This is a genomic window from Mucilaginibacter flavus, assembly GCF_030409315.1.
GTDB lineage: Bacteria > Bacteroidota > Bacteroidia > Sphingobacteriales > Sphingobacteriaceae > Mucilaginibacter > Mucilaginibacter flavus.
In genome coordinates, this window is sequence record NZ_JAUFPS010000001.1 from 63,723 (window position 1) to 85,950 (window position 22,228).

Consider the following 22,228-nt stretch of genomic DNA (forward strand, 5'->3'; position numbering starts at 1 on the left):
AAGTAAATGAAACTTTTATACATCATATTACTCCTAACCATTTGCTCAAGCAGTTTTGCGGCAGGTAGCAACGATACCTTGCGGCTTACGCTGGCTCAGGTGGTGGAGATGGCAAAAGCTAACTCCATAGCCGCCAAACAGGCCGCTACGGTGCGTGAGACCAAATATTGGGAGTATCGCACGTTTAAATCAAATTATCAGCCACAGCTATCCTTAAGCGGTATTTTGCCGGGGTATACCAAATCATTTACCCAGGTACAACAGCCCGATGGCACTATTCAGTTTCAGCCGGTGCATAACGACAATTCATCGCTGGCGCTTAATTTTAGTCAGAGTATTACCGCTACCGGCGGCACTATTTATGGTACTACACAACTGCAGCGCTTTGATGATTTTGACAGGCACAACATCCTGTACAACGGTATCCCTTATGGCATCGGCTACACCCAGCCGCTGTTCCAGTTCAATAGCTTAAAATGGGACAAGCGGATAGAACCCTTAAAATACAACGAAAGCAAACAGGCCTACATTGAAGCCCAGGAAAAAATAGCTATTGATGTAGAAGGTTTTTTCTTCGACCTGTTGCTGGCCCAGGTGAACCTTAAAATTGCAGAAACCAATTATACCAATACCCAAAAGATCATGGCTATTGCTAATACAAAATTTGAATTGGGGAAAGTATCCAAAAATGAGATACTACAATTGCAATTGGAACAGATCAACGCCAAAAAGGCGGTTGGTACAGCCAAACGCGATATGGAAATTGCTACGCTAAACCTCCGCAGCTATACCGGGCAGGAGGGCGAAAACCAGATTGTATTGGTAGTGCCCGAAAACATTAGCCAGATGCAGGTATCATCGGATAAAGTACTCGCTGAAGCTTTTGCCAACAGATCAGACGCCATCGCTTTTTTACGCCGTGTGGCCGAAGCAAAAAGGGATGTAGCTAAAGCAAAAGGGCAAAACGGACTAACTGCTACGCTTAACGCCAACCTTGGGTATTCGGGTACCTCTACCAATATTCCAGGTGTTTATAAAAATCCGCAAAATCAGCAGGTATTACAGGTGCAGTTGGCCATACCGATACTGGATTGGGGCCGCTCGCAATCGCGCACTAAAACGGCTTTGGCCAATCAGCAATTTACCGAATATGCGGTTGAGCAGGATAAGCAAACCTTTAAACAGCAAATAGTAACCCAGGTATCGCTGTTTAATGTGATGAAAGAGCAGCTGGTATATACCGCCGAAGCCGACAGCATAGCATCAGAAAAGTACCAGATAGCCCGCGAACGCTACGTATTAGGCGACCTGAGCATCACCGACCTCGGCATCGCCTTCCGTGAAAACGACCAGGCCAAACGCGACTACGTAAGTTCCCTCCGCGATTTTTGGGGAGCCTACTATCAGTTAAGGTATCTGTCATTATATGATTTTGAAACAAACAAAAAAATTACTTATCAATAGGTTTATAAGTCAAAATTCAAAAGTCAAAATTCAAAAAAGCTTGTCGCTTCAAATAAATAAAAAATAGAAATTCAATAATTCAATAATTCAATAATTCAATAATTCAATAATTCAATAATTCAATAATTCACTCACTGCTCACCACTCACAAATATGATCCGTTTACAAAACATCGAAAAAGTGTATCGTACCGATACTATAGAAACCCTGGCCTTGAATAGCGTAAGCCTTGATGTAGCCAAAGGCGAATTTTTGTCCATTATGGGGCCTTCGGGCTGTGGCAAAAGCACGCTGCTTAATATTATGGGTCTGCTGGATGTGCCATCAAAAGGGAGTATTAAAATAGCTGATAAGGCCACCGAAAACCTGAACGATAAACAACTGGCGCAGTTCAGGAATAAAACACTGGGCTTTATCTTCCAAAGCTACCACCTCATTAATGATCTGCAGGTGCTTGACAATGTTGAGTTACCATTGCTTTACCGCGATACCACCGCCAAAGAGCGCAAAATGCTGGCTACCGAGGCTTTGGAAAAAGTTGGCCTGGCCAACCGGGTTAAACACTTCCCAACGCAGCTATCAGGCGGACAAAGACAACGCGTAGCCATCGCCCGCGCTATAGTTGGCCGACCGGATATTATTTTGGCCGATGAGCCTACCGGTAACCTGGATAGCGCCATGGGTAACGAGATTATGGATATCCTCATTAACCTTAACCGTAACGAAGGTACCACCATAGTAATGGTAACGCACGATGAAAACATGGCTCACAAAACCCACCGGCTGGTGCGTTTATTTGATGGTTCGCAGGTGCAATAATTAACCGCTAAAAATTAAGATCATGCTAAAAAATTATTTTAAAATAGCCATAGCGGTGCTGAAGCGGAGAAAGTTTTTCACCTTCATCAGCCTGTTCGGCATCAGCTTCACGCTTACCATTTTGATGGTGTTAACCGCTTTTATTGATAAGGTGGCAGGCGATAATTACCCGGATAAAAAGCGGGACAGGTTACTGTACGTTAACCGCATTGAACAAAAGGGAAAAGATAACATGAACTCGGGCACGCTATCTTACTATTTCCTGAGCCATTATACCGCCATGATGAAAACACCGGTTAAAGTTGCCATATCATCGGGCTTTAGCGGTACCAATACCTATGTAAACAACAAAAAGATAGCTGTAAGTTACAAGTACACCAACGCGGAGTACTGGGATGTAATGGATTACGATTTTACCGAAGGCAAGCCATTTAACAAACAGCAGGTAGATAATGCCGATCGGGTGGTCATTATATCGGAAGATATGAAGAAGCAATATTTCGGCGATGCGGGCCCGGTGGTAGGTAAGTATTTTGAGGCCGATAACGTAAGTTACAGGGTAATAGGTGTTGTTAAAAATGTGCCTGTAACCAGTTACATGTTTTTTAGCGATATCTATATGCCCTACACCACATCAAAAGCCGATTATAAAAGCAAAAGTTATGGCGGCGGCTACATGGGCGTGTTGATGGCTGCTAACAAAGATGATGTTCCTAAAATGCAGGCCGAATACGAGAACCTGATGAAACGGGTACCGGTTGAAAGTAAAGACTTTCAGCATTTGTACAGCCACGCTAATACTTTTTTTAGTAGTTACGTTGATACCGGTAATGAAGGTACCTCTGGTGTGTTCATCGTGGTTACAGCCATTAGCATTTTCGTATTCATATTTATGCTGTTGCCCACGCTAAACCTGGTGAATATCAATATTACGCGCATTATGGAACGATCGTCAGAAATTGGCGTGCGCAAAGCGTTTGGCGCATCGTCAAAAACACTGGTGTATCAGTTCATCGTCGAAAACCTGATCCTTACCCTATTGGGCGGCATCATCGGTACCATATTATCTGTAATTGTCCTCGCCGTAATTAACAACGCCGATTTGATTGCCAATCTACAGCTGAGTATCAATTTTACGGTATTGTTTATAGCCCTGTTGGTGTGCCTTGTTTTTGGTTTTCTATCGGGTGTGTACCCGGCCTGGCGCATGTCGAAACTCAATGTGGTTACGGCGCTCAAGGCTCAATAATTATTCATCACTAAATAAAAATATTATGTTCAAGCATTTATTTAAACTCATCTGGAACAAAAAGAAGCAAAACTTTTTGCTCATGACCGAGATGCTGGTATCCTTCCTGGTACTCTTCGCGGTGTTTACGCTGATGTTTTATTACTATGATAACTATAAAAAGCCCATGGGGATCAAATACCAGGATGTTTGGGTTATCAATATCAATAACTCCTATCAAACTAAAAATACCGACTCGCTGAATTTGTATTACGAAACCTTAAGGCAAACCATTAAAGCCCTGCCCCAGGTAAAAGAGTTGAGTTTTGTGAGCGGCAATACGCCGTTTTCGCAACAAATTAACAATGGCGGTTTAACTTTTAAAGGCAAACACATAAACGGGGTAAACAATTTTACCACAGAAGACGGGTACAAAGACGCCCTGCAGGTTGATGTTTTGGAAGGTCGCTGGTTTAATAAGCAGGATGCTACAACCAAATACCGGTCTGTAGTTATTGATGCCGATTTAAAGGAGGCCACTTTTGGAAATGGGCAGGCAGTTGGTAAGTTTATAGGGGATTATGACGATAAAAATAAACTAAGGGTAGTTGGCGTAATCCAAACCATTAAACGCAACGGCGATTACGTAAAACCTGGGCCGGGTATTTACTACCGTGCAGATACCGGTTCATTCCGTTGGTTAAGCAAAATATTGGTTAGGGTAAGTCCCGGTGCTGATGCTGCCTTTGAAGGCAAGTTGTACAAAACCATGGCCAATTACATGAAAAGCTCTAACATTGAAATTGAGCATTTAACCAATAAGTTGAAGGATACAAATTACTTCGCGGTGATTCCCATGATTGTGTTATCTATAGTTAGCTGTTTTTTGATCATCAACGTTGCTCTCGGTTTGTTTGGGGTGCTCTGGTACAATATCAATAAACGCAGGGGCGAGATAGGTTTACGCAGGGCGATAGGAGCCACGGGCAATTCGGTATCATCGCAATTGGTGACAGAATCGATGATATTGGCTACATTATCGCTGATTATCGGGTCGTTTTTTGCTATCCAGTTTCCGTTACTGAATGTTTTTGACCTGGCGGCGCATGTTTACATTACCGGTATGCTGCTGGCTATTATATTTGTTTACCTGCTGGTGCTGGTTTGTTCGCTTTATCCGGGCAGGCAGGCGGCGGCAATTTACCCGGCGGTGGCTTTGCATGAGGAGTAGGAGAACCGGTATAGCGGATATGACTCACCCGGTCGACGCTTCGCTGGACCGCCCTCTCTCCGGCTAAAGCCGCAAAGAGGGCTGAGTAAAACAAAAATCTTCTCGCCCCTCTATGCGACGAAGTCGGAGAGAGGGGCAGACGAGCGTAGCGATGTCGGGGTGAGTCGTCCCTTGGGAAAATATCTCCAATCTCATCGCTTAATACTTTTAACTAATTACGATATTACCTGCACTTATGATACTGGTTATTGATGATGATATTGCTGTACGCACTTCGCTGTTACTCTTGCTCAAAAGCGAGGGTTATGATGCTACATCTACAGAAAACCCTGCCGAAGCGTTAAAGATCATTAAGAAAAACGCGCCCGAGCTGATCATCCTCGACCTTAATTTTTCGATAGATACATCGGGTAGGGAAGGTATGGATTTGCTCGGTAAAATCAAACAGCTTAACAGCGCTATCCCCGTGATATTGATAACCGGCTGGGGTAGCATTGAGCTTGCGGTGAAAGGTATGAAGTTAGGTGCCAATGATTTTATCAATAAACCCTGGAGCAATGAACACCTGGTACAATCGGTTAAAACATTGCTTGATTTGCAGGATAAAAAAACCGAGCATCGCACCCGCAAGCAATTAGATAAAAGCTACAACTTTCAGCATATTATAGGTGAAGACCCTAAAATGCTGGATATTTTAGAAACCATTGGCCGGGTGGCTACAACGGATGCCTCTATCCTGATCATGGGAGAAAGTGGTACCGGTAAAGAATTGATTGCCGAGGCCATTCATCAAAACAGCCTGCGCCGCAATAAACCGTTCATCAAAGTGAATTTGGGCGGAATCTCCACCTCGCTATTTGAAAGTGAAATGTTTGGCCACATTCGGGGGGCTTTTACCGATGCGCGATTTGACCGGATTGGCCGGTTTGAAATGGCGAATAAGGGCACCATTTTTTTAGATGAAATTGGCGATCTTGATGCCAGCAGCCAGGTGAAACTGCTGCGGGTATTGCAGGATAGAACTTATGAAATGCTGGGCAGCAGTCGTACCAAAACACTGGATACCCGCGTTGTGTGCGCTACCAACAAAAACCTGAACGATATGGTATCGCGTGGTACTTTCAGGGAAGATTTGTTATATCGCATCAACCTCATTACCGTTTACCTGCCCGCCCTGCGCGAGCGGCCAAAGGACATCCCTTTATTGGTCACTTTTTTTATTAATAATTTAAAGGAGATCTATAATCGCCCTAAATTATCGGTTGCGCCATCTGCTATGAAATGGCTGCAGCAATTACCTTTACCAGGTAATATCCGCCAGTTAAAAAATTTGGTAGAGCGGTCAATTTTGGTGAGTAAAAAGGATGAGCTGGGGATAGATGATTTCCGGTCGCAGCTGGAGCTATCGCCGGTTAAAAAAGGAAACATGCAATTACCTGGAGTGGGGACTTTAACTTTAGAGGAGGTTGAGGTAGAAATGATAAAACGCGCGCTCGATCACCATAAAAATAAGATAAGCCGTGCGGCGGCGGCCCTGGGCCTCACGCGAAGCGCCCTATACCGGCGGTTAGAAAAGTACCAGATACCATACGATGAAGCTGAGGACTAAATATGTTTTATTTGTTGTAATACTGCACCTGGTTACCCTGGTGCTCACCTACTTTATATTCGAGGAAAATAAAATCTGGTTCATCGCTTCGGAAGCTTTTGTGCTGATTTCCATAGCCGTAGCCGTGCAGCTTTATCGCCAGCTGATAAATCCCTTAAGGCTATTGATGCAGGGTGTTGAGGCTATAAAAGACAAGGATTTTAATGTTAAATTTTTACCCACCGGCAAGCACGAGATTGACACGCTGATTGATGTTTATAACCAAATGATGGACGAGCTAAGAACCGAACGGACAAGACAGGAGCAGCAGCATTTCTTTTTAGAAAAGCTGATCTTTACCTCGCCAACGGGCATCATCATTCTTGATTTTGACGACAGGATTCAGCAGGTAAATCCCAAAGCTCTGCAATTGCTGGGTGTTACAGAAGAATATCTGAATGGATACTTGGTATATGACGTGGCGCATCCCCTGATTGAACAGATTAGAACCCTAAAATCGGGTGACACTACGGTGGTTAAGTTAGATGGGGTAAGTTCCTACAAACTCCAAAAATCGCATTTTGTAGATAGGGGATTTTCGCGCCATTTTATTATGATAGAGGATTTGACGGCCGAGATACTGGCGGCCGAGAAAAAGGTTTATGGCAAGGTGATACGGATGATGGCGCATGAGGTGAACAACACCATTGGTCCGGTAAATTCCATTATGCAATCGGCCATGAAAACCGACCAGCTTTGGGAAGGTCATGGTTTTGACGTGTTGAAAGATGCCCTACAGGTAGCTATGGATCGTAACCAAAACCTAAACCTGTTTATGCGCAACTTTGCCGATTTGGTAAAACTGCCGCCTGCCAACAAACAACCTATAGTACTGCAAAAATTGATCGCCTCAGTTGCCAAACTGATGGCCATCAAAGGCGAGGAAAAAAATGTAAGCTTCGAGTTTAATTTACCTGGTGATGCTATTAACATTACGGCCGACGAACAGCAATTGGAGCAGGCCTTGCTCAATATTGTAAAAAACGCCATCGAAGCCATTGAAGTCAAAGGAACCGTTAAGTTCAGTTTTACCCCCAAAGAAAGAAAACTCACGATAACTGATACCGGTAAAGGCATCAGCGCCGAACAAAGTGCCAACCTGTTCTCGCCATTCTTCAGCACCAAAAAAGACGGACAGGGGATAGGCTTAACGCTAACAAGGGAGATTTTGCTAAACCATGGCTACGAGTTTAGCTTAAAAACGGTAGCGGCGGGACAAACGGAGTTTGGAATTTGGTTGGGGTGATAGGTACCGATGACGACGCCACTTTCCGCTGCCGCAAGGCTCTGCCTTGTGGCCCGCGTTTAAGTCGCCGACAAATAGTAAACTTTTCATCGCTACCACAAGGCAGAGCCTTGCGGTAGCGATGAAAAGAAAAAATTACATAACGATGCCTTTCATCATAAAAATATCCGGTTAAACATGTATATTTTTACTTTTCCAATAGTATCGTTTTATGGAATCAGAGACATTAGTTGCCCCAACGGAGGTGCGGACACCCGAGGCCTGCAACGCCGCCCTTGGCGCGGTACGCGATACCCTTTATGTGCTTAACGGAAAATGGAAGTTACCTTTAATTGTGGTTTTGCGCGAGGGGCCACAACGCTTTAATGATATCCAACGCGCCCTGGGTGATATTACACCTAAAATACTATCTAAAGAATTGCGCGAGCTGGAGCTAAACGAGTTTGTGATCAGAAGGGTTGAGCAAACTAAGCCCATTACCGTAATTTACGAACTGGCCGAGTACAGCGACTCGTTAACCGATGTGCTTCACGAACTGCGTAAATGGGGCATACAACACCGCAAACGGATAATGGCCAGCAGAAGAAGTTCCAATTGACTTTTGGGACTGGCGGACTTTTGGATCGGTAGACTTTCTTTTCGTAATCGATTGATTCAGGTTTTGATAAGATAAAATCGCTTATTGATAAAATTTCATTTTAAATCTCTAAATGCTTTTAGTATCGTTGTAAATCCAATTGAACACGATACCTTATGCAAAGACGACACTTCCTCAAACTATCGGCTACCACAGCCGCCGCGGTAATTTTTAGCAGGCTTACCTATGCCACATCGGCACAGGCGCACATCATGAACGCTCCCGATGAAGTTTGGGCGCAATCTGGTGATGAATGGTTTAAATTAAAAGGAACCAATGGCAGTTTATTTAGCTATAAAGATATTCAGATTACGGTTAAAGCCGGCAGCAATAGCAAGGGAGTGTATGTAACATCGCCAACGCTGCAGTTAAACGCGGTGAGGTTAAAGTGGAAACATGGTGTGCCTTCAACCGCTATTTCTCTTGGCGATCATTGGGAACGCTCATACGGCGACTTACAATGGAAAACCGGTATCACCAGCAGTAAAAATCCATGGTATGTAATTATTCATGATACCAAACAAACCTCTTGCTTCGGCGTAAAAACCGGTACCAATACCATTTGCTGGTGGGGCTTAAATGCCGATAGCCTGGAATTAACTATGGATACCCACTCTGGCGGTAATGGTGTATTGTTGGGCAACCGCACTTTGCACGCTGCCGATATTGTAACTACTAATGCCCTGCCCGGCGAAAGTCTTTTTCAAACAGATCACCGTTTTTGCGGCATAATGTGCGAAAAGCCACGTTTGCCTAAACAGCCTATTTATGGTATTAACGACTGGTATTTTGCCTACGGCAATAATAATTTCGAGCTGATTAAACAAACCACCGCTACCATGAGCGAGCTGGTTACTGATACTAATAACAGGCCATTTTCGGTAATTGACGCGGGCTGGGCTACCTACTCACCCTTGTTGCCCGGCGACGGAGGCTGGAACGATGATTTTAGCAAGCCCAACGACAAGTTTAAGGATATGCACCTGATGGGCGATACCATCAAAAAGTTGGGTATGCGCCCCGGTTTGTGGATGCGTCCGCTTTGTGCCCGGCACGATGAAAAAGCCAGTTTGCTGGCCCCAAAAATTCCCGGCAGGGACGATCCTAAAAACCCGGTACTTGATCCAACCATCCCCGAAAATATTGCCCGCGTTAAACGCAACTTTAATTTTTACAAGGAGTGGGGTTTTGAGATGGTAAAGCACGATTTCAGTACGTATGATATCACCGGCAGATGGGGATTTGATATGAAGGATAGCATTACTTCGCCCGGCTGGAACTTTGCCGACAGAAGCAGAACCACTGCCGAAATCATTCTTGACCTATACCGTGCCATCCGTGAAGCAGCAGGCGACGGTATTTATGTAATAGGCTGCAATACCATGAGTCACCTTAGTGCCGGCATTTTTGAAATGTGCCGTATAGGCGATGATACCAGCGGTAACGAATGGGAGCGCACCCGCAAAATGGGCATCAACACCCTGGCGTTCCGCCTGCCGCAGCATAATAAGTTTTATGCTGTTGATGGCGATTGCGTGGGCCTCACCACCAAAATTGCATGGAGTCGCAACAAACAATGGCTGGAATTACTTGCCGAAAGCGGTGCTCCGCTGTTTATTTCGGCCCAGCCCGAAGCAACCGGTCCGGAGCAAAAAGCAGCCATCAAAAAAGCGTTTGCCCAGGCCGCCAAAGTACAGCCTTTGGGCGAACCGTTGGATTGGACAACCAATAAATTGCCCGAAAAGTGGAAGTTGAATGGTAGGGTAGTTGATTTTGATTGGGCGTAAAGAGAGGTTGTCTGAATCAGAATTTACAGAATTTTAGAATTTTCAGAATACTTTTAAATTCTCACTCCCGCGAGGTTAGCGCATCGTAACTCGTGGGTAAAACTGGCAGAAGCCTTTGGCTTCCGTTTAAATTAAATGGAAAGGCAGAGCAGCTTTTATATTCTGTTAATTCTAAAATTCTGTAAATTCTGATTCAGACAAATTCTGAAAATTCTGATTTCAGACAATTAAACAATGTAATCACTATCTTGTTCCACATTTACGTTTGAACAGGACTGGTTTACTATGAAGAAGATATTGCTTTTTGCCCCCATACTTTTTTTACTCTCATGCGGGCATGATCCGGCGCAACAGCAGGAAAATAAAAAACTCAACAATCTTGCCGTTGAGTATGTGCGACTTGGCCTCGCTATCGGTCAGTATGATAGCGATTTTGTGGACGCTTACTATGGTCCCGATTCGCTTAAACCCAAACAGGTAATTGATAAAAAAGCCGATTTTCCGAAGGATAGCCTGCTGGCCAATACCAATATTTTAATGAACGAGTTGAAGGTTATTTCAACCAGTTCAAAAATAGATTCAAATAAAATGCGTGCCGATTGGATGATTAACCAACTGGTGGCCTTCGGCAGGCGCATCCGCATTTTTTCGGGCGAGGAAAGGCCTTTCGACGAAGAATCGAAGGAACTTTTTGGCGTTGCAGCGCCGGTGTATGATGAAGATCATTTTAAAGCGCAGATAGCACTGCTGGATAGCATCCTGCCGGGCAAAGGCCGGGTAAGCGAGCGTTTTCAAAAGCTGGCCAATAAATTCATTATCCCCAAAGATAAATTAGAGCCGGTAATTAAAGCTGCCATTGCCGAAGCCCGCAAGCGCACCATGGCACATTACACGCTGCCAAAGGGTGAAAACTTTACGTTGGAGTTTGTAACCGATAAACCATGGAGCGGCTACAATTGGTACAAAGGCAAATACCAAAGCACCGTACAGATCAATACCGATCTGAAGATTTTTATTGACCGTGCCATTGACGTAGGCAGCCATGAAAGTTACCCGGGACACCATGTGTATAACATGTTATTGGAAAAGCACCTTTATAATGAAAAAGGTTGGGTGGAGATTTCGATGTATCCGCTGTTTAGTCCGCAAAGTTTAATTGCCGAGGGGAGTGCTAATTATGGCATCGAAGTCGCTTTCCCTGGCGACGATAAGGTGATGTTTGCTAAAAGTGTACTGTTGCCACTGGCCGGTTTGGATACTGCCGGTATCGACCTTTATTTTAAAGCCCTCGCCATTAAAGGCGAGCTGAATTATGCCCGTAACGAAGCGGCCCGTGGCTTAATCAATAACACCATGAGTAAGGATAAAGCGCTTAACTACCTTACCAAATATTGTTTAATGAATGATGAAACGGCCAATAAATCTATCAGCTTCATTAAAAAGTACCGTAGCTATGTAATTAATTATAACTACGGACAGGATATGGTGAAAAACTACATTGAAAAAAATGGCGGCACTGCAAAAAATCCTGCCAAACGTTGGGAACTATTTGGTAAACTGCTAAGTAATGAGGTAACAACCGACCAATTGCTCCAAAAGTAAATTATTCAAAGAACAGCGCGTTGGTGTAGCCTGTCAGCGAATATTTTGTATAATGCTACAGTTTTAAAAGCTGTGGCATTTTTTATGGAGATACCGCGGCTTACTAAATTTATGTAACGATTGTGTATAGTGAACACAATGAGTGTTTGGAGTTTTATTTTTATTCCTACATTTAGCAAGGGGATTTAATAGAAGCATTTATGACATACAATTTGCTTATGATCTTCATTACTGTGTTATGCAGAAACAGGTTCAGCATAGCTTAGCCGCCCAATAACCAATTGATATAACAGATATATTTTTATGATGAATAACAGGTTTCTCACCGCCATGTGTTTTATTGTGTGTGTTTATGCATCCTGCAAAAATCCGCAGCAGCATGCTAAAAATAACAAGCCCTATAGCGAATGGGGGGCTTATGCAGGTTCAAAAGAAGGCAACCGCTATTCATCAAATGAAGAAATTAATCTCGCTAACGTTAGCAAGCTTAAAGTAGCATGGACATATAGCACGCACGATAAAGATGCGGGCAACCGAAGCCAAAATCAGTGCAACCCCATTATGGTTGATGGTATTTTATACGCCACCAGCCCTAAACTGAAACTTTTCGCTTTGGATGCTGCTACCGGCGAGCAAAAATGGTTATTTGACCCGGCCAAAGCTGATACCACCAACAGCGGCGACCCGATGGCTTATTACAAAGTGAGCAGGGGCGTTATTTATTGGCAAAACAAAGATGGCGGCGAAAAACGAATTTTTTATAGCGTGGGTAGCAAAACATTTGCCATAGATGCCCAAACAGGCGGGTTTATCTCAACATTCGGGCATAATGGCTATATCGATTTAACTAAAAACCTGGATAGGGATACTAAATCATTTGTGGCCGGTACCACGCCCGGCGTTGTTTATAAAGATCTGTTTATTGTAGGCACCCGCGTAGCCGAATCTGCCGATGCAGCGCCGGGGCACATACGCGCCTATGATGTGCGTACAGGTAAATTACGATGGATTTTCCACACCATTCCGCATCCGGGCGAAACAGGTTACGAAACCTGGCAGGATACTGCGGCCTATAAGAAATTTGGGGGGGCTAATAGCTGGGCCGGTATGGCATTGGATGAAAAGCGTGGCTTGGTGTATATCCCAACCGGCTCTATAGGCGGTGATTTTTATGGCGGCTTCCGTAAGGGAAAAAATCTTTTTGCAAATTCGCTGGTAGCGCTTGATGCTGCTACGGGCAAACTTAAATGGCATTACCAGGTGGTGCATCATGATCTTTGGGACCGCGATTTACCTGCCAACCCCAACCTGATAACCATTCAGCACGACGGTAAAACCATTGATGCTGTAGCCCAGATCACCAAGTTTGGCTACATCTATATGTTCGACAGGACAAACGGACAGCCGGTATTCCCGATAGTAGAAACGCCTGTACCTCAAAAAGCCCTGCCCGGCGAGGAACCATGGCCAACGCAACCTATCCCAACCTTACCCCAACCTTTTGCGAGGCAAATGTTTAATCCCGAGGATGTAACAGACCGTACACCCGAGGTGCATAAAGAAATGCTGGATAAATACAATCATGTTAAAAACCGCATTATGTTTACCCCGCCAAGTAAAGAAGGCGGCTGGATTTTCCCCGGCTTTGATGGCGGCGGCGAGTGGGGCGGTGCCGCTGTTGACCAGGAAACCAAAATTATGTACATCAGCTGTTCTGAAATGCCCTGGGCGCAGGTAATGATTGATGTACCTAAAGCAACCAGCAATGGCTCATTGGCCGGCGATGGGCAAATTATTTATAACAAAAATTGTATAGGCTGCCACGGTCCGGAGTTGAAGGGTAACGGCTCGTCATACCCATCACTGGTGAACATCGGAAAAAAATATAAGGAAGATCAACTAAGTCAGATCATCGCCAGCGGCCGTAACATGATGCCTTCTTTTAAACAGATCGCCCCCAATGATAAAAAAGCGCTATTGGCTTTCCTACTAAAACTGCCTGATGCCAAAGCCGGTAAAGCATTAGCCAAAGAACCTATCAATGATCGCGCAGGTAGTACCAAAACCGAGAAGAACGTGGTTGATGAAGTACCTTATACCATGACCGGCTACAACCGCTTTTTGGATAAAGATGGTTATCCAGGTATAAAACCACCATGGGGTACCCTAAACGCGGTAGACCTTACTACAGGCAAACTGCTTTGGAAGATTCCCGTAGGAGAGTACCCTGAACTAACCAAAAAAGGAATTCCGGTAACTGGTACCGAATTATATGGCGGTCCGCTGGTTACCAAAGGAGGCCTGGTATTTTTAGCAGCTACTAAGGATGAAAAGATTCGCGCCTTTGATAAAAAAACAGGTAAAGTAGTTTGGGAAGCCAAACTCCCGGCAGCAGGCTATGCCACCCCGGCCACTTATAGCGTTGATGGTAAACAATACGTGGTGATAGCGTGCGGCGGTGGTAAAATAGGCAGTAAATCTGGCGATGAGTATGTTTGTTTTGGGTTGGGGGAATAGAATAATTAATGAGATTGGTGATGTAGCCAAATTATTATGGATAAAAAAGTATACAGCTTGCAAATTGATTAAACTGCAAGCTGTGTACAAGTATTCATTGGTACCAGCATAAGGAATATCGCTCCTTTTAGCATCAATATAAGTAGAGGTAGCTCCTGATACTATAGCGTATTTATTCCGTTTTTTATAGCTTCAATGGCTAAAGTATGAACCAGCGAACCGACGATATAAGGCGGTTCTTTAAATGCTATTGTTAAATCGGTATTACTATGCGGGTGGGTCATCCCAACGCGATGTGCCGCTTCATGAGCTATGGTATTACATAAGTCGGCTATCGTATGCCTCGGCATGCCGGTACGGTTTAGTTTGATTGGCCCCGTTGCGGTACCAGCGTTATTATTACCATCATTGGCAATATTGCCGCTAAACCAATGGCTTATAGCCGCAAATGGCCCGCCATAAGTTTCAACAGTTAAGCCTTGTATTTTGGCCCTCATTCCTGTTGTTATTCTGTCAGTATCCCAGCCCGTCCAGGCCGCGCTGTAAGCACCGCCGGCTGAATATTGCGCTACCGAATCTTTTAATCTGTTTTTAAATGTTTCGCTGTTAATGATTTTAACAACCAATATAGCCGCCAAAGTAAAATCCTCTTTTTTATAGCTTGGTATGCTCATGTCTCCTAATTTATCCTGCGGATTGTTAGGGTAAATAGGTTCATTTTTTACCTGTATAATTTTGCAGCTTCCGCTAATCAGTGTTAGGGCACAGGCCGTAACAAGTAAGTTTTTTTTGATTAAATACATGTTTAAAGGGGATTTGAATTAATTTTTTAAAAAAAAACTTACCGTCATCTTAATCAAATGACGGTAAGGTATAGATATGGTTTAGGTTATTACAATTTGTACAGTACCGTTTAATTACTTTGATCTGCCGGCTTTGTGGTTGCTGTTTGCGCCTCTTTATTGGTAAACAAGTTTACGCCTATCCCCAGGCCTATCCAGGGTTTGCCATGAAATATCCAGCTTCGCTCCAGCGGGGTTGGACGGTTTATCCAGTCAATACCACCGCCCAGCGTAAAGTTTATGTTTTTGTAACTTATCAATCCGCTTAATGACGGGGAATAAGCTGGCCTGTCGGTACTTGTTTTTGTATAACCATTGGTAGACGCGCTATCAAGTGATACGGACGATAACGAAAATCCCAGTACCCCGCCAACCGACCAATCTTTACTTAATTTATATTGTGCTGATACGGTTGTGCCAAAAGATACATTATCCTTCCAAACCGATTTTGTGGGTCTGAATTTAAATGGTGCGGTAAACGTACCAAAATTAACACTCCAGTTTTGCCCCTTAGTATATTCAGATACCGATGTAGCTTTGTCTCTTTGAGTAAGTATAAAATACTTGATATCGGATTTTGGCCTGCTGCCGGGTGCAACAAGGCTTTCCGGTTCCGATTTAAAGTTGTAGGTACGCCGGTTATTTAGTTGTACTTCGTAATGCTTTCTGATAAAACCTGTATCGGTGGCACCTATTTTAGGTAAGGTCCAAACTAAAAATTTTATAGTTAAATCGCCTGTTTTAGGGTCAACCTTCACTACAAAAAAGCGCGACCCCTGGTAAGCAATTACCGTATTTGTAGTCGCGATTCCTGTTGCATCGCATTCGGTAATGCGCAAATTGGCATCAAATATAAAAGTCTTGCCTTTGTAGTCGGCTATGGTATAATCCTTGCCTGCTGCTGTAGTATCAGCAGGTGCCTTTGCCTTAGCAAATGTGGCAGTTGCGGCAAGCAGTATAATAATGATAGTTGCTTTTTTCATTATAATAAGATTTGGTTTTTAAATTAACTGTTCCCGTTATTTTTCATAAAGTTATCAGCATTTAAAACCCTCAGGAATACTTAGTTTTAGGTATATTTCACATAAATTGTTGGCAGTAAATACCTCCAATTGGGTATTTACTGCCAATAAGTATCATTGTACTTTAACCTGAACAAAAAACAATTAATGAAAAGGTTGATAAGCTTATATGCAGTACCGCTGCTTTTATGCATTTGCCTGCCGCGTGTTTGCGCCGCCGGTACCAAACTTTCGCAAACAGATACCTTGCTTGTTAACGATGACGACAAGCTGCCACTACCGGGGCATATATGGTTTTATGAAGACAAATCATTGAAAATCGATATAAATCAGGCCATTGTTCAACGAAATAAAGGGGCATTTGAGGTATTAAATAAGGTTACCTTAAGCAGGGGATACACCAATTCATATTATTGGGTAACATTTACACTTAAAAATATTACGCAGCATACTGCATCGCTGTTCTTTTGGCAATCAAGCTCGGATGTAAGCAGGATGTTTTTTTATGAACTTGATGGCAAACAGATAAAAGTAACCGGCCCAACAGGTGCTCACTATCCGTTTAAGCAGCGGCCTGTTTTAAACAGGGCTTTTTTATTCAACATTGTGCTAAAGCCCGGCGAAACCAAAACGTATTATGTTTTTGCCGATAAAGTGGGTCATAATTTATATATGCCTATGTACCTATGGAAAGATACCACGGTTTGGCAGGCCGAGATAAGCAATTATACCACCGATGCTTTTTTGGCCGGTGTGTTGCTATTGGCTATCGTTTTTAACATTTTTCTGTATTTCTCTATAAAAGATAAAATCCACTTGTTTTACTGTTTATACGTACTGTGCTCACTGATATTTTTCCTGGAAGAGCAGGGACACGGATTTGAGTGGATATACCCATCAATCCCATACCTTCAGGATGAGATGAGACCTTTGGTTGCGGCATTGGGCAACGCTTTTATAATTGAAATTATGCAGCTTTTTGTTGCCCAAACTAAAAAGAACGGTTTCTTTTTTTACGCTGCCCAAACGTTTAAATACGTGGGGTATATTGTATCGCCTTTTATTTTTGCCATGCTGTTTTTTCACCCGGCCATCTGGATGGAGCAGGCTGTTTTTTATGTTGTTAACCTGCAGGCCCTGCTTAGTACTGTGGTAGTAGCGGGCAGCGCCATACAGCGCATGCGCGAAGGCTTCAGGCCGGCTTATTTTTATTTTTTGGCCATTACGCCCCTGTTACTGGGTATTTTAAATTATATATTTAACACACTGGGTATTACCAACTTTAACCTGGTACGGCCAAACGGCCTGGTTGTTGGTTCAACTTTGGAGATAGTTTTACTTGCCCTTGCCCTTACCTACCGGTATAACGATGCGTTGGCAGGTAATAAAAAACTGGTAATTGAAAATTCCCGGCTGCTGGAACAGGTAATGCTTGCCGAGGAAGAAGAACGTAACAGGCTTGCCCGCGATTTACATGATGACCTTGGCAGTACCCTGGCCACCATTAAGCTAAATGTTACCAGCTTTCAAAACAGGATACAGTTGTTTGATGAATCATTGCAAAGCTTTTATTTTAATACCGTTACGTTGCTTACCAAAGCCTGCGACGATTTACGGCATATATCGCACAACTTAATGCCGCCCGATTTTTCAAAAAAGGGTATGGTGGCAACACTTGAAGAAGAAATAGACCAGATTAACCTTAACCAGCAGATAAAGTTTGGTTTTATAGCCGATGATGCAGGGCTAAGTTTTAACCATGCTTTCGAGATTGCCATGTACCGGATTTTTAGCGAACTGATCAATAACACATTGAAACACTCGGGCGCTGCCGAAGCGGTGTTGCAGTACATTGTAATTAAAGATAAAAACCTGATCAGGATAGTGGCCGAGGATGATGGTAAAGGCTTTTCGGCCAATACTACTGCAAACACCAAGGGTATAGGGATCAAAAATATTTCGCAACGCACCAGGTTATTTCACGGCACAGTTAATATCGATTCAAGTCACCGTGGTACTACCGTAATCATTGAACTTCCGTTTAACCATTCAAACTTTAAGTATGAGGCCTGATTTGATAAAAATTTTAATTGCCGATGATCATAAACTGTTTACCGATGGGCTTTCGGCCCTGTTGAGTACCGTTCCCGAAATTTTGCTTGTGGGTACGGTAAAGAATGGTAAAGAACTTATCCACTGGTTTAACCATCAGCAGGCAGCTATCGCGCTTATTGACTTAAATATGCCCGAAATGGATGGTATCGAGGCATCTAAACATTTGCTTAAATATTTCCCCCAAACCCGCATCATCATCCTTTCAACCTATTTAAACAACAATTTAATGATTGATTTAAAGAAGATGGGCGTAGCCGGGTACCTGAAAAAAGACTGTGATTTTATGGTATTGCTGGATACGATAAAAAAGGTTGCGGCAGGTGGGTTTGTATTTGAAGATTTTACGACGAAAGAAGCAACTCCGGCTTTTTCTGTAAAAGACGAGTTTTTAAACAAACACCGGCTTTCGTCGCGCGAAGTAGAGATACTTTCGCTTATCCGTCGTGGTTTTTCGACCAAGGAAATAGCCGAACATTTGTTTATCTCGGTATTAACGGTATCAACCCATCGCAAAAACATCTGCCATAAATTAAACATCAAAACGTCGGCAGGTTTAACCCGTTTTGCCATTGATAACAGGTTATAGGGCCTTAGTGTTAGTTATCAAATAAATCAGCCGGCGAAAATTCCAGCCGCTTATTTTTAAACTTAACGTTCTTGTACTTGTTTTTTGACGGCGGTAATTCGCTCACAAACCTGAAATATATATTATAGCCATTTTTGGCGGTATTGCCGGCTTTAAAATAAATTCTGCCCGGGGCCTGAAGATCAACAGGTGTGTTAGTTTTTTGCCCGCTATAACATTTATCAAAAAAAACGACTTTAAAAGGAGTATCAACTCTTCTGAAAACTAAAGGGTTCTTCAGTAAACAGGTAATGGCAATTGTACTTTGAGTTCCGTTGGCTTTGTATTCGTCCCGGCAGTTTATGTATAGCAGTGATTGGTCGGTATTGAATGATGTTTCCCAATAAATATTGCTTCCGCTATCTACAAAGCCCATTGAGCTGGGATGCAGGCCGTCGGTTATCCATTTACCAGGGTAAAATTTGTTGAAATCATAAACGTTAAGATCTTTATCAGTTAATTTTCCCCGATTGGAATAGTAGTCTTTAAACTTATCCCTCACGGTGGTTATATAAATAACCTTCTTTTCGGTACCCGAAAACAGCAGGTACTCAATTTCTCCAATCGGGGTGCCGGCAGGAGCAGGTTTTTGGGTGTTATCCAACATAAAATAGCCATTTTTTTGGCTGATGTAGGTTTTACGGATGTATAACTGATAAGTCGAATCCAGGTTGATGTACTGGTAAGTATCTGTTGGTTTCGGATCATCTACATAATAAAAATATTTACCACAGCCCGATAATAACAATGTACAATAAATCAGCAAAAAGTAGTTTCTTCTCATCGCAAGCCAATTTGATTATTTAACAGGTATCCCGAAGCTATTACAGATATGTAATGAGGGTAAGGCACCAGGTGAAAAGCATTGTCGTTATTATAATGGATTATGTTTTGGGCATCCAAACTGATGTAGTTATTAAAACAGAGATCGACCCCGTAGCCTTTTGATGGATTAGCCACGGTTATGCTTACTATGCCTTTGTTAAACATTTGTTGTTCCGGATCATGGTAATCGATATAAGCGAGGCCCATATTGTTGGAGAGTTTAAATCCGTCGCCTGCATCGCCGGTGAATTTGGCATAACCTATTTCTATTAAATTAAAATCAGTATGTCTCTTTCCATTATAAACCAGCAAACCGCCGCCGGTATGGTATCGGTCGCCCTTATCGCCAAGTTTTATAGCATCGAGCTCGCCACCATCATTGTAATATATCACTTGAAAGTGGTCAAATACATGGGCATTGGTAAAGCCCACAATCTGGCAGTGTTTTTCTTTGTCAGAACTAAAAATGAAATTATCTCCTATAGATAATGACCATTTATAAGGATTTTGCAAAGCAGGCCTTGCAAAATTGGAAAAGTAATATAAAGGCACATCCCTATCGGTCAGTAAAATGGCGTTAGGGCGGGTAAAATTGTTAGTTGAAAACCCTGCTGTAAAGGTAACAGCGGTAATAGCATCAAACGTAAGCCTCGGAGTAAATGAAGGTGCCCGGCTCCTGCTGCCGAAACCGCCGGTGTATAATTGAAGCTCCTGGTTAAGTGTTGGTAAAAACCACTTCGCGATAAAATTTGAACCTACACCCGCATCTGCCGAAAGCCGGAAAACAGGGTTAGGCCTGCTGGCATTTTTTCCGAAACCAAACTCAATCGAGCCTTTTATGGTAACACCCCATTGCAGGTTTTGAGCGTTAGAAACGTACTGAACTTTACTTTGCGCAAAAACTTTTATGGTAAGCACCGTTAAAAGTAAAAATGCAGTGATTAAAGGTTTCATCCCATAAATATGCCTATAAAATTCAGAAAAACTAATACCTACTTCTAAGTAAAGCTACCCAAACCTGCGGATTTTGATTTAGCGAGATGTAGGCAAACCACTACCGCGGCAGGGTAACACAAGCATAAAAAAAGGCCGCTCCTGGTAAACAAGGAAGCGGCCTTTACTTAATCAAATCAAACCCCAGAAATTTATTTATCCCACCAAACGCGGGCTTTGGCATTAAAATTATTGGTGCCACCGTAATTTGCTATTGCAGCGGTTACATTGGCATTATTTAAATTAAACTCTGATTGAGGATAGGGTATTTTACGCGGAATAACACCCGAAGTACCAGGATTAGGAGTTAATACAGGGTAACCTGTACGGCGCCAGTTGGCCCAAACTTCGTCGGCGTCAAAAACAAAACCGGCCACCCAAAACTCGGTATTGATTTTAGCTATCTGAGCTTCGGCAGTAGCCGGTAGTGGATTTTTGGCAAGATAGGCGCTTATTTGCGCATCCGTAATTACCGGGCCGCCCGATAGCTTGGCTAACGATTGCATGTGGCCGGTGATGCCTGCCTTGTAATGATCGGCAGCGCTGCCTGTAATGTATCCGCGTACTATGGCTTCGGCGGTTAAAAACTCAACTTCTGCATAAGCAAAATCAAAGAAAGGGGTATCTTTTTGCCCAAAAGCGTCATAGTTAACCCTTGTATTTGGTGCCGGGTCGGTTGCTTTAAAGCTGTAGCCAATAAATTGCGTAGTATCAACAGGCAAAGTTTTGGTACCGCTATTGGCTACAAAAGTGTTATAAACGCCGCCGTATACAGCCAAACGCGGGTCGCCGGCTACCTTCATTTCGGTTATTAGCGTTTTATGCAAAAAGAAATCATTCTCACCATCATTCAGTGTAAAGTTAAAACCATTTGGCGCTGCAGAATTGTGCAGTAAAATTGGCATATCGGCATTGCTGGTCATTACACCATCGGCAATGGCTTCTTTTGCTAAAGCCGAGGCCTGGGTAGGATCAACCTTTATTAAACGCATGCCTATGCGTAATAACATAGACGACGCCAGTTTTTTCCACCCCGCAGCGCTGCCACCATAAAACTGGTCGCCGCTTACTTTTTGGCTTGCATTGTTTGTTAAAAGGGTTATTGATTCCCTTAGCTCTTTTACAAAATCGGTATAGATTTGTTGTTGCGGATCATAAACTGGCGTAAATACCTTATCATTTAAAGCTTTACCTGCCTGGCTGTAAGGGATATCGCCGTAATAATCAGTTAATTTTTGATAAATAAATACGCGCCATATACGGGCAGCCGCGTAGGTTGATTGCATATCGGTGCGGGCTTTTAGCACGGGTACAATATATTCCAGATCGTTAAGCGCCGGCCGGTAAAAGTTGTTCCAGTAACGTTGCGATACATCATCGGTAGCAACATATGCATTGCCCGGCCAGTCATTAGCGTAGCCATATTGCATAAACGCGTGGCAATAAGCTGTTCGCGGAAACATATCTACGTTGGATGTATTAACTGTGGCATCTGATAACAACGCGCCCGGATCAACGGAAGTAATAGCATCCGGATTTAAATTGTACTTAGCAAAGTTTTTGGTGCAACCCGTAAGCGCGGCAACTATAAAAAAGAATAATATGCTGTTGAATAAATTTTTCATGA

General features: G+C 43.2%; 17 protein-coding genes. 12 read left to right on the top strand and 5 right to left on the bottom strand.

All coding sequences use genetic code 11. The annotated features are described in order from the left end of the window. Positions 1 to 6: 6 nt before the first annotated feature. The 10 genes from QWZ17_RS00265 (at position 7) to QWZ17_RS00310 (ending at position 14,179) form a co-directional block, all read left to right on the top strand. On the top strand, positions 7 to 1,464 hold the full coding sequence (locus QWZ17_RS00265; protein ID WP_290302798.1) for a TolC family protein: 1,458 nt from the start codon (positions 7 to 9) through the stop codon (positions 1,462 to 1,464). A 153-nt stretch (positions 1,465 to 1,617) separates the two neighbouring features. Then, positions 1,618 to 2,283: an ABC transporter ATP-binding protein gene (locus QWZ17_RS00270; RefSeq protein ID WP_290302799.1), complete on the top strand. Its 666-nt coding sequence runs from the start codon at positions 1,618 to 1,620 to the stop codon at positions 2,281 to 2,283. 22 nt (positions 2,284 to 2,305) lie between these two features. Then, positions 2,306 to 3,532 carry an ABC transporter permease gene (locus QWZ17_RS00275; protein WP_290302800.1) on the top strand — a complete coding sequence of 409 codons (1,227 nt, stop codon included), beginning with the start codon at positions 2,306 to 2,308 and terminating at the stop codon, positions 3,530 to 3,532. A gap of 25 nt (positions 3,533 to 3,557) precedes the next feature. Further along, a complete protein-coding gene (locus QWZ17_RS00280) occupies positions 3,558 to 4,742 on the top strand; it encodes an ABC transporter permease (protein ID WP_290302801.1) in 1,185 nt (394 codons plus the stop codon). A 235-nt stretch (positions 4,743 to 4,977) separates the two neighbouring features. Further along, on the top strand, positions 4,978 to 6,351 hold the full coding sequence (locus QWZ17_RS00285) for a sigma-54-dependent transcriptional regulator (protein WP_290302802.1): 1,374 nt from the start codon (positions 4,978 to 4,980) through the stop codon (positions 6,349 to 6,351). Further along, positions 6,335 to 7,636, top strand: coding sequence for a sensor histidine kinase (locus QWZ17_RS00290; RefSeq protein ID WP_290302803.1), 1,302 nt, complete (start codon positions 6,335 to 6,337; stop codon positions 7,634 to 7,636). Before QWZ17_RS00285 ends, QWZ17_RS00290 begins: the two co-directional genes overlap by 17 nt. Positions 7,637 to 7,847: 211 nt before the next feature. Further along, a complete protein-coding gene (locus QWZ17_RS00295; RefSeq protein ID WP_290302804.1) occupies positions 7,848 to 8,234 on the top strand; it encodes a winged helix-turn-helix transcriptional regulator in 387 nt (128 codons plus the stop codon). Between the two features lie 155 nt (positions 8,235 to 8,389). Continuing rightward, complete coding sequence (locus tag QWZ17_RS00300) at positions 8,390 to 10,060, top strand: alpha-amylase family protein (RefSeq protein ID WP_290302805.1); 1,671 nt, start codon at positions 8,390 to 8,392, stop codon at positions 10,058 to 10,060. Positions 10,061 to 10,345: 285 nt separating this feature from the next. Then, complete coding sequence (locus QWZ17_RS00305) at positions 10,346 to 11,662, top strand: hypothetical protein (protein ID WP_290302807.1); 1,317 nt, start codon at positions 10,346 to 10,348, stop codon at positions 11,660 to 11,662. 306 nt (positions 11,663 to 11,968) lie between these two features. Next, on the top strand, positions 11,969 to 14,179 hold the full coding sequence (locus tag QWZ17_RS00310; RefSeq protein WP_290302808.1) for an outer membrane protein assembly factor BamB family protein: 2,211 nt from the start codon (positions 11,969 to 11,971) through the stop codon (positions 14,177 to 14,179). Between the two features lie 161 nt (positions 14,180 to 14,340). On the opposite strand, the gene QWZ17_RS00315 is transcribed toward QWZ17_RS00310, so the two are convergent. Both QWZ17_RS00315 and QWZ17_RS00320 read right to left on the bottom strand, forming a co-directional pair. Further along, positions 14,341 to 14,982 (bottom strand): hypothetical protein, encoded by a 642-nt coding sequence (locus QWZ17_RS00315; RefSeq protein ID WP_290302809.1) that lies wholly within the window; start codon positions 14,980 to 14,982, stop codon positions 14,341 to 14,343. Positions 14,983 to 15,092: 110 nt separating this feature from the next. Next, a complete protein-coding gene (locus tag QWZ17_RS00320) occupies positions 15,093 to 16,004 on the bottom strand; it encodes a hypothetical protein (RefSeq protein WP_290302810.1) in 912 nt (303 codons plus the stop codon). 186 nt (positions 16,005 to 16,190) lie between these two features. Here QWZ17_RS00320 and QWZ17_RS00325 point away from each other — a divergent pair, with 186 nt between their 5' ends. Together QWZ17_RS00325 and QWZ17_RS00330 are read left to right on the top strand one after the other, a co-directional pair. Next, entirely contained in the window at positions 16,191 to 18,116 is a 1,926-nt protein-coding gene (locus QWZ17_RS00325; protein ID WP_290302811.1) for a sensor histidine kinase, read from the top strand. Further along, the gene (locus tag QWZ17_RS00330; protein WP_290302812.1) at positions 18,106 to 18,744 is read left to right on the top strand and encodes a response regulator transcription factor; all 639 of its coding nucleotides are present in this window, start codon (positions 18,106 to 18,108) and stop codon (positions 18,742 to 18,744) included. Before QWZ17_RS00325 ends, QWZ17_RS00330 begins: the two co-directional genes overlap by 11 nt. A 10-nt stretch (positions 18,745 to 18,754) precedes the next feature. Here the strand turns inward: QWZ17_RS00330 and QWZ17_RS00335 are convergent, their stop codons facing one another. From QWZ17_RS00335 to QWZ17_RS00345, 3 genes are all read right to left on the bottom strand, one after another. Continuing rightward, entirely contained in the window at positions 18,755 to 19,567 is an 813-nt protein-coding gene (locus tag QWZ17_RS00335) for a hypothetical protein (RefSeq protein ID WP_290302813.1), read from the bottom strand. After that, positions 19,564 to 20,562 (bottom strand): polymorphic toxin type 23 domain-containing protein, encoded by a 999-nt coding sequence (locus QWZ17_RS00340; RefSeq protein WP_290302814.1) that lies wholly within the window; start codon positions 20,560 to 20,562, stop codon positions 19,564 to 19,566. Before QWZ17_RS00340 ends, QWZ17_RS00335 begins: the two co-directional genes overlap by 4 nt. Before the next feature lie 191 nt (positions 20,563 to 20,753). Next, the gene (locus tag QWZ17_RS00345; RefSeq protein WP_290302815.1) at positions 20,754 to 22,226 is read right to left on the bottom strand and encodes a SusD/RagB family nutrient-binding outer membrane lipoprotein; all 1,473 of its coding nucleotides are present in this window, start codon (positions 22,224 to 22,226) and stop codon (positions 20,754 to 20,756) included. Positions 22,227 to 22,228 lie beyond the last annotated feature (2 nt).

Excerpts from the sequence above, each read along its gene's own strand:
- QWZ17_RS00270 (WP_290302799.1), top strand. The coding sequence starts at position 1,618 with ATGATCCGTTTACAAAACATCGAAAAAGTGTATCGTACCGATACTATA.
- QWZ17_RS00315 (WP_290302809.1), bottom strand. The coding sequence starts at position 14,982 with ATGTATTTAATCAAAAAAAACTTACTTGTTACGGCCTGTGCCCTAACA.
- QWZ17_RS00310 (WP_290302808.1), top strand. The coding sequence starts at position 11,969 with ATGAATAACAGGTTTCTCACCGCCATGTGTTTTATTGTGTGTGTTTAT.
- QWZ17_RS00325 (WP_290302811.1), top strand. The coding sequence starts at position 16,191 with ATGAAAAGGTTGATAAGCTTATATGCAGTACCGCTGCTTTTATGCATT.
- QWZ17_RS00285 (WP_290302802.1), top strand. The coding sequence starts at position 4,978 with ATGATACTGGTTATTGATGATGATATTGCTGTACGCACTTCGCTGTTA.
- QWZ17_RS00290 (WP_290302803.1), top strand. The coding sequence starts at position 6,335 with ATGAAGCTGAGGACTAAATATGTTTTATTTGTTGTAATACTGCACCTG.
- QWZ17_RS00280 (WP_290302801.1), top strand. The coding sequence starts at position 3,558 with ATGTTCAAGCATTTATTTAAACTCATCTGGAACAAAAAGAAGCAAAAC.
- QWZ17_RS00275 (WP_290302800.1), top strand. The coding sequence starts at position 2,306 with ATGCTAAAAAATTATTTTAAAATAGCCATAGCGGTGCTGAAGCGGAGA.
- QWZ17_RS00345 (WP_290302815.1), bottom strand. The coding sequence starts at position 22,226 with ATGAAAAATTTATTCAACAGCATATTATTCTTTTTTATAGTTGCCGCG.
- QWZ17_RS00330 (WP_290302812.1), top strand. The coding sequence starts at position 18,106 with ATGAGGCCTGATTTGATAAAAATTTTAATTGCCGATGATCATAAACTG.
- QWZ17_RS00300 (WP_290302805.1), top strand. The coding sequence starts at position 8,390 with ATGCAAAGACGACACTTCCTCAAACTATCGGCTACCACAGCCGCCGCG.
- QWZ17_RS00305 (WP_290302807.1), top strand. The coding sequence starts at position 10,346 with ATGAAGAAGATATTGCTTTTTGCCCCCATACTTTTTTTACTCTCATGC.
- QWZ17_RS00340 (WP_290302814.1), bottom strand. The coding sequence starts at position 20,562 with ATGAAACCTTTAATCACTGCATTTTTACTTTTAACGGTGCTTACCATA.
- QWZ17_RS00265 (WP_290302798.1), top strand. The coding sequence starts at position 7 with ATGAAACTTTTATACATCATATTACTCCTAACCATTTGCTCAAGCAGT.
- QWZ17_RS00320 (WP_290302810.1), bottom strand. The coding sequence starts at position 16,004 with ATGAAAAAAGCAACTATCATTATTATACTGCTTGCCGCAACTGCCACA.
- QWZ17_RS00295 (WP_290302804.1), top strand. The coding sequence starts at position 7,848 with ATGGAATCAGAGACATTAGTTGCCCCAACGGAGGTGCGGACACCCGAG.
- QWZ17_RS00335 (WP_290302813.1), bottom strand. The coding sequence starts at position 19,567 with ATGAGAAGAAACTACTTTTTGCTGATTTATTGTACATTGTTATTATCG.